Here is a 15558-nt window from a genome sequence, read left to right on the forward strand (position 1 = left end):
GCGACAAGTGTCGCACTGCGTCAAATCTCAAGTTATGACAAATGCCTGCCTTTGATTGATTTTTAATCAAAGGCAGGCAGTAGAGAGGACTCTTAATAAAAGTTACTACGCATAAAATATTTAGAGGCGCTGACCCAGCGACTAAAAGGAGTAGTGCAAAAGAGAAGTAACAGGCTAAAAAGAGCAGCTATGCATAAGCATTCATAAAGGCGATACGAAACAATCTGATTAACTCCGCTTCACGGTTTTTAGAGCTAACCCCAATGGAGAGGAATCGGGATACCTACCGCCCCTGGGGTAACCATGGTTTAAACCTGCCGTTAGAATTTTATTTTTGCATATCGGAATTCATCTGTGTACTTCCCATATTTAAAGATAGCCTTTTTAAAAACGCCTTCTAATTCCTAACCAGATTTTTCCAAAACTCTTATCGACGCTCTATTTTCAGGTGCTACTGAAGCAAACAGCCCAACGATGGGTCCCTTTGAAAAGATATAATTAATAAATTTATCAAGGGCTGTAGATCCAACTCCCTTTCCCCAGAAATCACGAGCAATCCAGCACCCCATTTATGCAGAGTGAACATGCTCATCAGCTTGACTATTAGCAATAATTACCCCGCAAAAAATTCCTTCAAACTCAATAACTTTTACAACCCCAATTTCTTTACTTCCGGTACGTACCCACCATTCAGTATCTTTAAGTATATAGGGTTGAGGTATTTTGGATGATAGATATTTAACCGTTTTTGACATTCAAGTATTGGACTAGCATTGCTTCGTCCGCTTCGCTCAAACCTCTAAGCTTAATCATCTATCACGCGCCAGCGTGTTTAATTGCTCCAGACTGTTCCCGCCGAGCCCTACGTTTATCAAGAGTCATCATCAGAGCGCACCTGATCCAATTGCCCAAGTGCAAATTTGCCCCTCTCAGATACGGAATCTGACTTATCACTAGCAAAATGCTCAGCTAATCTCCGTCCCTATTGTCCTAACTTATCAAAGCCCCTGATAGGAATTCAGCTGAAACACGCCTTACAAAGGAAGAGGGATCTAATGCAGTTTTTTTAACAAGGAAAGCACTGCTATAGCTCTATTTAACTTCCTCTCTGCAACAACAGCTTGCACTCCACCTTCACAGTAACGAATATCCGTCTATACCCACTACTTTGGAAGTAAAAGGCCTATAGCTTGTTTAGTGAGTGCTTGAGTTTGCATCTTACTTGAATCCACAAACCCAAATTATACCCCAAAAACATATTTACCTTGCTCCACCTCAACATTTGGTGGCCTGCCATGAACCAGAAAGTACTTATAGCCACCTTGCAAATTTCTCCAAAATTCATACCACCTATGATCCCGATACTTATCTAAATTTTCATCTGTCAATTTGAACGGAAAAGCATGCACCCTGAAGAACGGCTGCCCCCCTTTGAGAGCTTCTGTTGCCAATGTATATATTTCATTAATATTAGTATCTGTCATGGCATAACAACCAATAGAAACGCAATCACCATGAACCATTAAAGCGCTGCCTGTCCTACCCTGCATACGGTCATATTTATTCGGGTAGCCTAAGTTAAATGACAGGTGGAATTGACTCCAAGGATTTAAGCGACCTGCGTTAACAAAGTAAAACCCTTCAGGGCTTTGTAGATCCCCCTCCTGTTCTTTTGGCCCCAAATCTCCGGAGTAGGCACATATCTCATACTCTTTGAATAGCTTGAACCTTCCATCATTAGACTCCATCCAAAGCTCCAAAGTGCTTGACCCTTTGAAAATCCTGATGAAAATCGGGGCGCCATACTCCAAATTTTGTGCAGTCAGCTCACTCATGAGCCTACTCTTTACACTCTTAGTAGCAGCTTCAGATCGCTCACTCGAGGGAAGCGTGGAAGCCCCTACTTCTCCAACTAAGAAGCTTAAAACCAAAAATAAAGTTAAGTTATTCATTTTCCTAAACAAGTAAAAACAAGAATCTGTGGCTTTGAAAAAATCGCATCAAGAATTTTCAGTTATCCAATTGTTACTATTTTGATAGGCATTACCAGTTCAAAGAACTAATCACTGTACATATTTTCTAGTGAAGGCCAATTTCGGGCAATCACTTTATTCAATTTCACTGGCACGGCATTTACTGATAGATAAATAGTCAATCTGTTAACATTCTGAATGCCTACCGTTCATTTCAACTTTATCTGACAATTCAAAGGGCGCCTCAATTTATTCTTTGAGTTCATGACACTTATTGCACGCAAAGCCCTATAAAAAAGCCAAATGATCTCTCACGCGGCTATCTGCAGATATAAAGCACCTGGAAACCACTAACTATACTTAAGCATATAGTCACTATGCCACTACAACTGTTCCCTTATGAGACGAATCTGCTTTTTCTTCCTCTTCTTGTGGCTCAGTAAACCCAAAGTCTTCCAGTATCCCATACAGTGCTGGAAGCACCAGCAATATTAAAATGGTTGAGCTGCTGATACCAAATACAATACTGGTTACCAGAGGCACTAACACCTGGGCCTGTAAGCTCGTTTCAAACAGCAGGGGTAAGAGGCCAGCAATAGTTGTAAGCGAGGTTAGGAAGATTGCCCGGAAGCGGTCGCGACTGGCCTGGCTTGCAGCACTGTGCACGGCCATACCCTCACGTACTCGCCGTTTTACAAATTCCACCAACAAGATGGAATCATTCACCACTATGCCAGCAAGGGAAACAAATCCCATCATGCTGGGCATAGACATATTCTGCCCCATTAGCAGGTGCCCCCAGATTACGCCGATCAGCGCCAACGGAATCGCAACCAATACGATAAAGGGCTCCACATAGCTGCGGAATTGCAAAGACAAAATCAGGTATATGCCAATAGCACCTATCAGGAGTGCGCGCCCTATGGATTTACCGGTTACTTCACTGTTCTTCAACTCCCCCTGCATATCCACACGCAGACCGGGGAACTCTTCCGTGAGCTCTTCCAGAAATTTTTGCTTGGTATCCCCAAGTACCTGCCCTGCGTTAGCCTTCTCGGTGAAAACATCAGCGTACACGCTCACAACACGTTCACCATCTACGCGCTGAATGCGCGCATAATCCCGATTCATTTCAATATCTGCAACGGCTATCAAAGGGACCCGCTGCTTGGTAACCGGGTGAATAATTACCAGTTCATCGAAGCGACTAAGAGCTCCACGGGAATCCGCATCCATACGCACTTGAATCTCATAGGTTTCCCCAAGGTATTGAACTTCATCGATCTCCATACCCTGGTAAGCGGCACGTAGCTGGTTCGCAACATTGCTGGCATCTAACCCGGAAGCGTATGCACCTTCACGCATTTTTACAGTTAATTGCGGCTTCCCTGGGCGCAAGTCATCCACTACATTCACCACTCCGTCGTATCCGCGCAGCCAGTTTTGCAGACGGATAGAGGCTGCTTTCAGTTGATCCAGTTCCAGCCCGGCAAGGCGCAAGTGGATGGCACGACCTGCGGGACCGAGAGCGGGCTCTTTGTAAAGTATGGCGATAGCTCCCGGTGTTTCACCAGCAGCCTCTCGCCAGGCGTGGCGCAATTCATCCATACTGGTATTGCGCCCCTCTGCTGCAAGTAGGTCCACATTAATAGTGGCCACATGAGGCCCAGTTTCAAAAGCATCTCCATTTACGCCGAAGGTTACGCTGGTATGATTTACAAGGGGTGCGCTTTCATTTCCAGAAAGTTCATTGGCAACCCGGTCTAAAGCATCTAACTGCCGATCAACCAGGCTTTCCATATCTACCAGAGAAGTCCCCTGGGGCATCAGAATACGGGCCTGTAAAAGATCCCCCTCAAGAGTTGGAAACCCCTGAAACTTTACAACCCCCGCAGGCAGCAAGCTCACCGTTAAAAAGAACAGGCCCAGCACACCCCCAACAAAGGCGTAGCGATATTTAACAGCCCAGTCTGCCGCGCGGCCCATGCTCTCACGCCAGCCTTCAAAGCGCTGAGCGAAAGCCTGTTTCCAGGCTGGCGTACGGCTTTCTTGATCGAGTGCATGGCGCAGGTGCGCCGGTAAAATTAAGAAGGCTTCCACCAAGCTCACAAGCAGAACAGAAATCAGGACAATCGGCAGTACCTTAAGCACCTGCCCCATATCTCCCTTAATAAAAATCAGCCCACCAAATACCATCACAGTAGTAGCGAAGGAGGACAACACCCCGCGAGCTACACGCTTGGTACCATTGACAACTGCTTCGAGCGGAGAAAGACCATCGCGGTGTTCACTAGCGATGCTTTCCGAGAGCACGATGGCATCATCCATCAAAATACCGATGGCAATCAGTAAACCTACCAGGCTGATCATATTAATGGACACACCCATGGCAGTAATCAGCGCAAAAGAGCCGAGGAAAGATACCGGTAACCCCATCACCACCCAAAATACATAGCGGCCACTAAAGAAAAGATACAAGGCGAGAGCCACCAGGATCAGGCCCTGCCAGGCATTAGAGATGATCATTTGCAGGCGATCTGCGACGATGGAAGCACTATCTTGGGTGAGGGTCATCTTCATACCCTCTGGCAACTTTTCATTTTCGCGATCAACAAAAGTGCTTACGGCTTCCAGTACGCGCAGGCTGTCATCTACGCTGTTCTTTTCAACATTGAGCAATGCTGCGCGGTGGCCATCGAAAGTAATCTTGTCTTCCGCCAATTCAAAATCATCATAAATTTTCGCAATATCACCGAGACGCACTTCAGCTCTATCATCACCTTTAATAACAACCAGGTTTTCCAGCTCTTCCACAGTGCGGCGTTCTTCAGTAAAGCGCACCTGATATTCACGATCCGATGTAGATACTTTGCCGGCTGGCATATCGACCGCTTGCTGATCGATAATATTGGCCAGTTCCATCACACTGAGCCCGTACTGGCGCAGGTTGTAATCAGAGATTTCGATCTGTAGTTGGTGGTCCGAGAAACCCGAGATTCGGACGATCGGTATAGCGGGGTCACGCAGTAATTCACGGCGGTAGTGCTCTGCCATCTGGTTCAGTTGCGGCAATGGCAAGTCAGCACTAATAGCAATACTGACAACCCCTTGAGTACGCCCCAGCTCTTCAATTACCGGGCGCTCGCTCTCTGCTGGCAGGGAGTCGATGCCGTCTACCGCAGATTCAACATCCGCAAGAAACTGGTTCATATCACCAGTTTCTTGCATTTTTAGGGTCATCAGGCCTAGGTTGTCTTTCGCTTCACACAAACGCTCATCAACAAAGCTAATCCCATCGGTGGCCTCTTCCAATGGAAGACAAATACTATCTTCCACCTCAGCAGCTGCAGCACCGGCATAAGGAACAGAAACCTGCACCTCAAACTTATCGATTTCCGGCATGGTTTCGCGTTTCATACTGGGCAGGACAAACAGGCCACTCAACATCAGCGCTACCATCAGCAAGTTGGCCGCAGTAGGGTGGCCGGCAAAAAAACGAATCACTGCTGCGTACCTCTTGGACTCAGCGCCACTGGCTGCTGACCGCCGGCTACAGAAACCGCCATGCCATTAATCGCCGGAATTACATCGGTGACAATTACCTGCTCACCGGGGTTCAAACCGGCACGAATCACTGAGGTATCTCCCTGATGATAATCCACCTGCACAGGACGAACGCGCAATTGGCCATTTTCAACCAGGTACACCCTACCCTCGTGCAATGCCCGACGAGGAATAGCCAGTGCCGACGCAGCAGGAGCAAGCAACTCTACGCGGGCATACATACCGCGAAATAGCGGTGGTTTTTCACCCGCAAGGGCTTCGCCATAGGGATCGTCAACTGCAACAACAACGGAAAGGGTACGACTGGTACTGTCAAGAGTTCCGCCCAATCGAACAACCCTGCCCTGCCACTCGTTTTCCCCTGGGCCACCGACCAGGGTGATGCGGGCCTCTAAGCCCAGCAGCATTTTGGGCAGATCATCCGGCGTTGGAGCACTGCCTTCTCCCGGCCTGAGGTTTCGCAACAGTGGGGCCACATGAACCATAGGAAGCTCTGCGGCAATCTCCACCTGCGCAAGGCCACTGGCGTCAAACAAGCGCGCGTTACCGGCTACATACTGATTTTCCTCCACATGGACGTCTCCAATACGTGCATCGAAAGGCAGGGTCACTTGGGTTCGTCCCAGGTTGTACTTACTATCACGCACCTGGGCCTCAGAGCGTGCTATCTGGGCTTCGATTACTTTGCGGCGCGTGGGAAAGAGTGACAGCTGACTGGTCTGGTTCTGCACTTCCTGGCGTAGGCGCAGCATGTTTTGCTCTTCAAGATCTACTGTGGAGCGGGAGACAGTGCCCTTGGCTACCAGCCTCCGCTTGCGCGCCAGTTCTTTTTCACCCAGCTTTAGCGCACGCTCGGCAATATCCAGAGAGCGCTGACTATTGGCTTCTTCTACATCTAACTCCTGTAAATTAGCCCGGTTAGCCGCCAGATCACTCTCAGCCTGGGCCAGGGCCAACTGATAACTGGTGTCATCAATCTTCAGAACCAAAGTACCCGCAGGAATAATATTTCCGCGCTCCAATTCTGGGGCTATGTAAACTACCCGACCGCTAATTTCAGCATTCGCCTCCAGAAATGTACTGGGCTTTACCTCGCCGTAAGCGACAGCCTTAGCTCGCAACTGCTGTTCCTGCACCTCCACCACCTTAACCGGCGTTATCAGTGCTTCTATCCCATCGTGTTTCGGTGGGCGCTTGCTCATCACCACCGCTGCAGCCAAAAACATACCAATGGTAATCAGCGCAGGTAGTGCCAGGCGACGGCTCATCTGTTTTTCCAGTTGGGCTTTAATTCTCACCGCCTGTCTCCTGCTGTTCAGCTATAGAAGTATTTGCTACTCCGTGGAGCAACATCTGTACTGTGTGATCAACCCACTTCTCGCTGTTATCCCCATCTACCATAAAGGCGAACACTTTCTTCAGGGGGTCTCCCGCTATAAACGGGAATGCAATCAGGCTGATAAAAGAAATGGGCATCAAGTTGATATCGAGATCTTGACGCAGACAACCGGCTGTCTTGAGCACACCCAGTAATTCACGAAGCTTGGGCCCCAGCTGGGATGCCAGCCTATCTGCAAACAAGTCACGCATACGGCCCGGTTTAGACGCCACTTCGTCAACAATAAGCCTGGGAATCCAGGGCTCACGAGTGTAAAGGCGAATCATTCTGGCCATCGCCTCCTTCAGCATATCTAAGGAAGGTTCTTTTCCATCCAGCCCCACATTAAGGAATGCAGGGCCGTACTGCAGGAATTGGCTTCGCATTACCTCAATAATCAACCCTTCCTTGCCGCCAAAGTGGTAGCTGATCATTGCGGAATTCACCCCTGCCCCTTTGGCAATCTCGCGGATAGAAATATCGCGAAAGGCCTTCTCACGCAGGAGCACATAGGCAGACTGTATCAAGGCCTCGCGCACCTGCATTTCACGTTCCGGATCCCTGGGCCGTCCGCGGCCACGGCTGGATATGGATTCACTCACCTTAAATAACCAATTAATTAATCACTTGATTAATTAAATAACAGACCTCAAATAAGAACAAGCTAAAAAATCGACCTAATAGTCATATTTTTGGGCTGCACAAGGCAATTAACCCTTTGGGTGGCACACTAGGCTTGCTTCCCTTTTTTGGTCAGTCGCCCTTTTGCAGGCTTGAGAGCGTTGGCCACGATATCTCGCGGCACTATGAAGATCTAAGCGATTTTGTAAGAAAAGAAAAAAGGCCCACAAGGGGCCTTTTTAGAGGGGAGAGGCTTAATAAAGGCAACAAGGTCCTATCCCCTGCTGAGCACAAGCCATATATCAGAGAGATTTAAATCTCGCCGTGAAATGTCGTAAAACCGGCGGCTCATACTCAAAGGTCAAACCCTTCAATTCATGGGCTCGATTTTGCAACTCAATAATGGCATCAGCGATATAATCCATATGATCATTGGTATACACACGGCGCGGAATGGTTAAGCGCATTAATTCCAAATCCGCCTTCTTCTGCTCACCTGTTTCCGGATCACGCCCCAACAGTAAAGAACCAATCTCCACCGCGCGAATACCCGCCTCCAAGTACAGTGCATTAGTTAAAACCTGAGCAGGAAATTGCTCCGGCGGAATATGTGGCAGAATTTTGGCAGCATCAACAAACACTGCATGGCCACCTGTCGGGTACTGGATAGGCACTCCACCCTCTCGCAAACGCTCACCGAGATACGCCACCTGGCTAATACGGTAGTGTAGGAAGCTCTCATCAGCTGCCTCATAAAGACCTCGGGCCAAAGCCTCCATATCCCGCCCGGCCATACCACCATAGGTAACAAAGCCTTCCATAGGTACACAGCGTGTGCGTACGGCCTGGAACAGCTCTTCATGATCGCGAATACAGCACAGACCTCCGATATTAACCATTGGATCTTTTTTAGCAGACATAGTCAGCATATCGCCGTACTGATACATCTCGCGAATAATTTCCAGGATCGACTTATTCTGGTAGCCCTCTTCCCGCTGCTTGATAAAGTAGGCATTCTCACAATAACGAGCGGAGTCAATCACCACAGGGATATCGTATTTTGTGGCTATCTCATAGACTGCGCGCATATTCGCCATGGAAACCGGCTGCCCACCAGAACTGTTACAAGTTACCGTAGTGATAATTGCACAAATATTGTTCGGCCCATGCTCTTCAATCGTTTCAACCAACTTTTCCAGGTTGAAATTTCCTTTCCAGTCATAGGCAGTAGTGGTATCAAAGGCCCGCTCATCCACCACATTGATCGCTTTACCACCATTCAGCTCAATGTGACCAGCAGTTGTGTCAAAGTGATAGTTGGAAATAAAAACCGGCGTAGTGCCGCCACGCACTTGGCGCATACGCTCAATCAACGCAGGGAACAGGATTTGCTCAGCACCACGCCCCTGATGTGCGGGAACGGTTAATTTATAACCAAAAAAATGTTCAACCGCTTTACACAGATTGTAATAGTTGCGGCTACCTGCATAAGATTCGTCACCCAACATCAAGCCAGCCCACTGGTTATCGCTCATGGCGCCTGTACCAGAGTCAGTCAGCAGATCGATGTACACATCATCACTACGTAATAAGAAAGGGTTCAAACCAGCTTCCGCCAAAGCCTCTTCCCGGTCGGCCAAGGTTGTCATTTTGATCGGCTCAACCATCTTGATACGGAATGGTTCAGGAATACGCTTCATCGTTATTTTCCTTATAAGTCCTGACAGCGGGAACTAAATCTTGATCCTTAGTCACACCGCACACTGTTTTAACGCGGGTATAGTACAGAGGACGGGGGAAATAGGCGAATGAGGAGCTCGCCATCACGGAAAACTATTCTTATAGCCGGCTATCAGGCATAAATTATGTTCATTTTATATACCCGATACCGCCAGCTCTTTTCTGAATTAGCTGAAAGCAAATCCAATTTCCACGAGAACAGCTGCTAGCTTTAAAGCGCTTCCCCTTCTGCCCAACGGTTTGAGTTAGCCCCCAATTCCAGTAGACCCAAAACCCCAGTATAATTCAGCTTGGCAATAAGCTACATTAAAAGAGTCATACTTTCTGCTTCCAAGCTATATAAATCTATACTTTGTCTAACAAACAAACCTCTTTTTTCCGTAAAGTTATCAGAAAAAAATATGGCTTACGAGCGCTGTATTTTTTATCAAAAAAAATATTTAACGTTCATAATCCAAGTTCATATTGAGTAAAATCCTTATCATTAATATCATTTAGGCTATTACAATCAAAGAAAATAATCTCAAAATAAAAACCGGATTATCCAAAACTTTAAAATGGAGCGCCCGACTAGAGCATACCCATTGATCGATATGGGATATCATCCTGCCAGTTATATTGCTGCTAAAAAATGATAAATTCTAAGGAGAGTTTTAGATGTCCCCGAAAACTATTGGAATTTGTGAAGAACTCTAAGGATAGAATAAGACTGAAGCGCAATAGCATTAAATATAATCGGAAAAAATCTTCTGTAAAAGCCACCAAGATAACTAAAATAGGAAATTATCGACTAGTTGAGAAAACAGCCTTCATCTCGCTCCTATCAACTACCTATTTACCCTCGATCTATATTCTTGCATTCACCTCAATCTTAATTCCCACCGGATCAAAAAACACCAGCTGCCGCATATCTCGCCCCGGGATATCCATTTGCTTACTGTCGACTCCCAAAGAGTCCAACCTGGCCTTAATAGGTTGAAGATCATCCGTATGGAAAGCTACATGATCAAGATGCGGCTTAGCCGGTTGTTCACTAGCAACCTCTCCCTCAATCAAATGGAGAATAGGTTTCCCATTCCCATATAACCAAAACCCCTTACGATTGAAGTTCGGGCGCTCACCCTCGATCAGACCGAGAACCTCGGTATAGAAATCCCGCACGCGGATCAATTGCTCCATAGGTGCGGTAATGTTGAAGTGATCCAATTGCATAACGCTTCCCTGTATTAACCAGCTGACTGAAAAGCGGCGCAAAAATGCACCGCTTTGCTATGCGAGCCCCAATTCCGAAGGGTGTACTACCGGCCAATTAGGAGGCTCTACACAATCCCTTTTTGGCGCAGAGCACCAATCTGGTCTTCGTCTTTACCTAAGAAGTCCCTCAGAACTCCTTCAGTATGCTCACCCAATACGGGGGGGGCTTGCCGATAGTCGAGGGCAGTCTCAGAAAAGATAACCGGGTTACGCACGGTTTTTACCTTACCGGCTTCCGGATGATCCTGCTCAATCACCATGCCACGGGCTTGAACCTGAGGGTCGGTAAAGACCTCTTCCAATGTATTAATCGGTCCACAAGGTACATGATCATCGCTGAGTTTTTCGAGCCACCAGGCAGAGCTTTGCTGGCGAGTCGCCTCCTCTATTTGCGGTATCAGTTCCTCACGGGCAATCACTCGCGCAGAGTTGGTGGCATAGGCAGGATTATCTGCTAGCTGCTCAATGCCAGCGATCGTACAGAAGCGTTTGAACTGATCGTCGTTGCCTACCGCCAACATAAAATAGCCGTCTTTTGAGGGTACTGCTTGGTAAGGCACGATATTGGGGTGGCCAGTGCCCTGCCGCTCCGGGCTTTTACCAGAGGTGAGATAGTTTTGCGCTTGGTTGGCAAGCCAGGCCACCTGGGTATCCAATAAGGCCAAATCGATATGCTGTCCCACTCCGGTCTGTTGGCGATGCACCACCGCCGCTAGCACGGAGGACACGGCATACATACCAGTCATCAGGTCGGCAACCGCCACCCCCACTTTTTGCGGACCGGCACCAGGCTGGCCTTCCGGCACTCCGGTAATGCTCATCAGGCCACCCATACCCTGGATCATGGCATCATAACCAGCACGATTCTTGTAGGGGCCAGTCTGGCCGAAGCCGGTGATGGAGCAATAAATGACACCAGGGTTAATTTCCTTGATGGATTCATAATCCAGACCGTACTTTTTAAGTCCGCCAACTTTGTAGTTTTCCAGCAGGATATCGCAACGTGCTGCCATTTGCTTAATCAGCTCCTGGCCCTCTTCCGTGGTGATATCCACTGTGACGGATTTTTTGCCACGATTGGCGCTCAGGTAGTAAGCCGCATCGGCAGTATCATTACCCTGCCCATCTTTCAGGTAGGGAGGGCCCCAGTGACGGGTATCATCCCCTCGTTCAGGGCGCTCCACCTTGATCACTTCTGCGCCAAAATCGGCGAAAACCTGCCCCGCCCAGGGCCCAGCAAGAATCCGACTGAGATCAAGTACCTTTAAATGCGCGAGCGGACCTGCCATAACTTCCTCGTTTCGCTAATACAGGGAATAAACCGGAAAAATTTCTGCGGCAGCCTAACAGATATTTAACGCCCACGCCCAACTTGGAAGCTGGCAAAATTCGCCGTACACTGAGGTGCGCAATAAAAATAAGGAGGCGCAGCATGGCCGCTATAGAAGCCCAAAAATTTGAATCTTTTCGCGACTTTTATCCTTTCTACTTACAAGAACATAGCAATCTCACTTGCAGAAGGCTTCACTTCCTGGGCACCACCCTGGTTTTTGCAACCGTGATTGCAGCAATCATTTCCGCTAACCCTATTTGGTTCGCGGCTACCCCCATTGCAGGTTATGGATTTGCCTGGATCGGACATTTCTTTTTTGAGCACAACCGTCCAGCCACTTTTAAGTATCCCTTTTACAGCTTTTTGGGAGACTTTGTGATGTTTAAGGACATGCTCCTGGGCCGTATTGAGCGCTGACCTACGCTTATTTTTTGTCCGCCGACAAGCCATATTTACGCAGCTTGTTGGCTACAGCGGTGTGGGAGATTCCCAGTTCTTTGGCAAGCCTTCGTGTTGAAGGACGCCCGGCAATCAGCTCTCTGAGCAATGCTCGCTCCATGTGCTCCATCATTTGCTTATAGCTGAGTCCTCGCCCCCAGTCTTTCCAAGGCAACTGGGCTTGCACGGTCAAATCCGGCAAATGCTGCAAGGCGATGCTGTCCATACCGTGCCTCCGGCAATTCCCAGCAGCAGCCACAAAGTAATCACGTAATCCGTTGAAGTTATCCGGCCAGTCGTGGCGGCAAATCAAGTTCTCGACTTCTTGATCCAAAGCCAAGTCCGCCTCGTCCGGGCACTCCTGTCGCAGCAGTGTCTTGGCAAAACGTGAGATGGCGGGGCGCATATTACGTAGCGGCGGCAAAGTTATAGAAAGCGAAGAAAATAATTGAGCCAGGGCAGGATGCAGGGTTTTAGGGATACAACAGGTGGCCACCAACCGAATGGAAGGAGGCAGAGAGCGCAGACGACGCAAGAGTAAAACTTGTGCCTCACTGCTCAAACGATGAAGATCCTCAAGGATCAGAGTTCCACTAGAACGTAAGTGCAACGGGACTTCCATCCGGCCTTCTTGGGGGACAACCCGGTAGCAATCTGCTCGGGCAGCAGCTGGGGAGAGGTAATGTACCGCACCCGCAAAAGTGCTCTTGCCAGTACCCCGCTCGCCGGTGATCAATAACGGGGAGGCCAGCTCAGCAATATCTTGCAACTGCAGGCAACTGTCTCTGCGCAGGTCGAAATCCCATAAGGCCACAGGCCTGGGCAGCTCAGCATTAAACACACTCCTATCCCAGGATTGCATGCGCAATACCGCCCCCGCGAGGGAATCTACATCACTGGGACTATCCAACGCTAAAGGCGACCAGTCCACTCGAAAATTTTGCCCACGCACCACTACTGGCAGACCAAAGCGGGGAACGGCAAAATCCCTCAACAGCTCTGCCACCTGCATTAATGGAAGAAAGCGCTGTAACTGCAAACCCGGCACCTTATCCAGGCTTACGCCGAAAGCTCGTGCCGCTGCCAGATTTGCAGCCACCACCCTGCCCTCACGGTCCACACTCAAAACCGGGTCGGTCACATGTTGAAGCAGTGTATCAAGCTCAAAATAACGCCTTTCTAATGGCAGCAGTGAGATGCGGCGAACTCTCTGCAGCCCTGGAACCCTGTAGAGGGACTTCTCTATGGTCTGGTACTGAGTGCCAAGCATCCCCGGCGCGAGCAGATATACCTTGTCGCCACTATCACCACCGAGCTCCCCAGAAGTAACGTTTATACGATATTCGCCGAATATTTGCATAATTTCATGCAAAATGCCGACTCGATTAGCACAAGTTATTTCAATCCTCACCGGTCCACCTGTAAAGATAACTTTACAAGAAGTGTAAATTGACTGCCACAAGCGGCGCAATACAGCCCTCTCCACTCTCCCCTCCAGGCATCTGCCTGACTAAAAATAGAGGAGAGACATAACAACAAGGTTCAGCGGCAGGGCCAGGCCTACCCGGTACTTACTGGGGACTGGTGGACCGCAGGAGACGAGCGCATGAAAAAAGAAGCAGCCAAGAAGGGCACCAAGTACGTAGCACGCGAACCCAATGAGCAGGGTTTTATCGAATATACGGATCTGGAACACCAGACCTGGCAGCGCCTGATAGAGCGCCAGTTGGAAGTGCTGCCCGGTCGCGCCTGCGATGAATATATGCACGGCCTGGATCTCCTGGACCTTCCCCGCGATCGCATCCCCCAACTGGAGGAAGTTTCCAGCGTTTTACGCCGTGAAACTGGCTGGGAAGTGGCTCGGGTTCCCGCTCTGATCGGTTTTGAAACATTCTTTGGTCTGCTCGCCGACCGCAAATTCCCGGTAGCTACCTTTATTCGCACTCCGGAGGAGTTTGACTACCTGCAGGAGCCGGATATCTTCCATGAGATTTTCGGCCACTGCGCCATGCTCACCAATCCCGCATTCGCCAATTTCACTGAGAAATACGGGCAACTTGGGCTACAAGCCACTCCCAAAGAGCGCGCGTACTTAGCCCGTCTCTATTGGTTCACCGTAGAATTTGGACTACTCAATACCAAAGATGGCCTGCGGATTTACGGTGGCGGCATCCTGTCCTCCCCAAAAGAAACACTGTACGCGTTGAGTAATCAACCAGAGCGTTACGACTTCTCTGCGATTGATGCTCTGCGCACACCTTACCGGATCGACATCGTACAGCCGATTTATTACGTACTGGATGGCTTGCAACAGTTACAGGACCTCACAGAAATTGACCTGATGTCCAAGGTACGCGAAGCCATAGAGCTTGGCCTGTTCGAACCGCGCTTCCCGCCAAAAGACGCCGCCTAAGCACTACTTTACCGGGCTGTAAACTGCAGCCCGGTAAAGCCCTCCCCGCCCCGTTATTTCCTGCATATGGAAAATTTACTCAAACCACTCTCATAAACATTGCACTTGGGGAAAATTCCACTACCGGCACAATCGGCCTGAGCCTATCGTTACAGCAGGTTGTGTAGTGGGAGGCCAACTACCTTTCAGCTCTGCCTACACCCGGAACGCCAAACTAACATTCGGGGCGGCATGCCAGCGGACGGCTTTAAAAATGCGTGCAAGGACACAGAACCCCGTAGTTTTGGGAGCGCTGTAGCACTATGTCCTCACTTGACGCGATTGATAGACAACTTCTTGCTATCCTCCAATCCGACGTCAGCCTTTCAATTGAGGAGCTGGCGGAGCGTGTTGGTCTAACCAAAACCCCCTGCTGGCGCCGGGTGCAAAAGCTGGAGAAAAGCGGCATTATCCGCCGCAAAGTTGCATTGTTGAATGCGGAGATCCTGGGCCTACCTGTCTCGGTATTCGCCCAGGTAAAAACTGACCAGCACACACCGGAGTGGGCGGATGCTTTTGCCGAGCATGTGGCCCAACTGCCAGAGGTGGTAGACTGCTACCGAATGGCCGGTGATTACGATTACCTGCTCAGGGTAGTCGTCAGTGATATCGCCGCTTACGACCGCTTCTATAAGGAGCTGATCAGGCGTGTAGGTATCAGTGATATTATTTCGAACTTTGCCCTGGAGCAGATTAAGAGCACTACTGAACTGCCGATCCCTGCAGAAAACAAGGATTAATACACGGGAGATAATCGGCGAACACTACCGGCTGTCCACACAACTATGGATAATGATGGAATCTC

The 15558-nt window shown here is 49.0% G+C and carries 13 protein-coding genes; 3 read left to right on the forward strand and 10 right to left on the reverse strand.

What is annotated here, in order from left to right:
• Nucleotides 1-404: 404 nt before the first annotated feature.
• The 9 genes from ACJJI7_RS18960 to ACJJI7_RS19000 all read right to left on the reverse strand — a co-directional run bounded on the left by ACJJI7_RS18960 (nt 405) and on the right by ACJJI7_RS19000 (nt 11819).
• Nucleotides 405-569 (reverse strand): GNAT family N-acetyltransferase, encoded by a 165-nt coding sequence (locus ACJJI7_RS18960; RefSeq protein ID WP_444901510.1) that lies wholly within the window; start codon nt 567-569, stop codon nt 405-407.
• A complete protein-coding gene (locus tag ACJJI7_RS18965; RefSeq protein WP_444901509.1) occupies nt 570-755 on the reverse strand; it encodes a hypothetical protein in 186 nt (61 codons plus the stop codon).
• A 486-nt stretch (nt 756-1241) separates the two neighbouring features.
• Entirely contained in the window at nt 1242-1835 is a 594-nt protein-coding gene (locus ACJJI7_RS18970) for a L,D-transpeptidase family protein (protein ID WP_444901508.1), read from the reverse strand.
• A gap of 513 nt (nt 1836-2348) precedes the next feature.
• On the reverse strand, nt 2349-5477 hold the full coding sequence (locus tag ACJJI7_RS18975; RefSeq protein WP_444901507.1) for an efflux RND transporter permease subunit: 3129 nt from the start codon (nt 5475-5477) through the stop codon (nt 2349-2351).
• Nucleotides 5474-6835 (reverse strand): efflux RND transporter periplasmic adaptor subunit, encoded by a 1362-nt coding sequence (locus ACJJI7_RS18980; RefSeq protein WP_020412997.1) that lies wholly within the window; start codon nt 6833-6835, stop codon nt 5474-5476. The genes ACJJI7_RS18975 and ACJJI7_RS18980 overlap by 4 nt, the downstream gene beginning before the upstream one ends.
• Nucleotides 6825-7517, reverse strand: coding sequence for a TetR/AcrR family transcriptional regulator (locus ACJJI7_RS18985; protein WP_282953341.1), 693 nt, complete (start codon nt 7515-7517; stop codon nt 6825-6827). The genes ACJJI7_RS18980 and ACJJI7_RS18985 overlap by 11 nt, the downstream gene beginning before the upstream one ends.
• 321 nt (nt 7518-7838) lie before the next feature.
• On the reverse strand, nt 7839-9236 hold the full coding sequence (locus tag ACJJI7_RS18990) for a tryptophanase (protein WP_020412999.1): 1398 nt from the start codon (nt 9234-9236) through the stop codon (nt 7839-7841).
• An 886-nt stretch (nt 9237-10122) separates the two neighbouring features.
• A complete protein-coding gene (locus ACJJI7_RS18995; protein WP_444901506.1) occupies nt 10123-10488 on the reverse strand; it encodes a VOC family protein in 366 nt (121 codons plus the stop codon).
• Nucleotides 10489-10595: 107 nt separating this feature from the next.
• Nucleotides 10596-11819, reverse strand: coding sequence for a CaiB/BaiF CoA transferase family protein (locus ACJJI7_RS19000; RefSeq protein WP_020413001.1), 1224 nt, complete (start codon nt 11817-11819; stop codon nt 10596-10598).
• A gap of 143 nt (nt 11820-11962) precedes the next feature.
• Between ACJJI7_RS19000 and ACJJI7_RS19005 the strand changes: the two genes are divergently transcribed.
• On the forward strand, nt 11963-12280 hold the full coding sequence (locus tag ACJJI7_RS19005; protein WP_444901505.1) for an Mpo1-like protein: 318 nt from the start codon (nt 11963-11965) through the stop codon (nt 12278-12280).
• 7 nt (nt 12281-12287) lie between these two features.
• Here the strand turns inward: ACJJI7_RS19005 and ACJJI7_RS19010 are convergent, their stop codons facing one another.
• Complete coding sequence (locus tag ACJJI7_RS19010) at nt 12288-13712, reverse strand: TyrR/PhhR family helix-turn-helix DNA-binding protein (RefSeq protein WP_444901504.1); 1425 nt, start codon at nt 13710-13712, stop codon at nt 12288-12290.
• Nucleotides 13713-13907: 195 nt separating this feature from the next.
• Between ACJJI7_RS19010 and phhA the strand changes: the two genes are divergently transcribed.
• Together phhA and ACJJI7_RS19020 are read left to right on the forward strand one after the other, a co-directional pair.
• On the forward strand, nt 13908-14714 hold the full coding sequence (phhA, locus tag ACJJI7_RS19015; RefSeq protein WP_020413004.1) for a phenylalanine 4-monooxygenase: 807 nt from the start codon (nt 13908-13910) through the stop codon (nt 14712-14714).
• A gap of 302 nt (nt 14715-15016) precedes the next feature.
• Entirely contained in the window at nt 15017-15493 is a 477-nt protein-coding gene (locus tag ACJJI7_RS19020; protein ID WP_020413005.1) for an Lrp/AsnC family transcriptional regulator, read from the forward strand.
• Nucleotides 15494-15558 lie beyond the last annotated feature (65 nt).

It is taken from the genome of Microbulbifer variabilis (assembly GCF_056232115.1).

Excerpts from the sequence above, each read along its gene's own strand:
- ACJJI7_RS18960 (WP_444901510.1), bottom strand. The coding sequence starts at position 569 with ATGGGGTGCTGGATTGCTCGTGATTTCTGGGGAAAGGGAGTTGGATCT.
- ACJJI7_RS18965 (WP_444901509.1), bottom strand. The coding sequence starts at position 755 with ATGTCAAAAACGGTTAAATATCTATCATCCAAAATACCTCAACCCTAT.
- ACJJI7_RS18970 (WP_444901508.1), bottom strand. The coding sequence starts at position 1,835 with ATGAGTGAGCTGACTGCACAAAATTTGGAGTATGGCGCCCCGATTTTC.
- ACJJI7_RS18990 (WP_020412999.1), bottom strand. The coding sequence starts at position 9,236 with ATGAAGCGTATTCCTGAACCATTCCGTATCAAGATGGTTGAGCCGATC.
- ACJJI7_RS18995 (WP_444901506.1), bottom strand. The coding sequence starts at position 10,488 with ATGCAATTGGATCACTTCAACATTACCGCACCTATGGAGCAATTGATC.
- ACJJI7_RS19000 (WP_020413001.1), bottom strand. The coding sequence starts at position 11,819 with ATGGCAGGTCCGCTCGCGCATTTAAAGGTACTTGATCTCAGTCGGATT.
- ACJJI7_RS19005 (WP_444901505.1), top strand. The coding sequence starts at position 11,963 with ATGGCCGCTATAGAAGCCCAAAAATTTGAATCTTTTCGCGACTTTTAT.
- phhA (WP_020413004.1), top strand. The coding sequence starts at position 13,908 with ATGAAAAAAGAAGCAGCCAAGAAGGGCACCAAGTACGTAGCACGCGAA.
- ACJJI7_RS19020 (WP_020413005.1), top strand. The coding sequence starts at position 15,017 with ATGTCCTCACTTGACGCGATTGATAGACAACTTCTTGCTATCCTCCAA.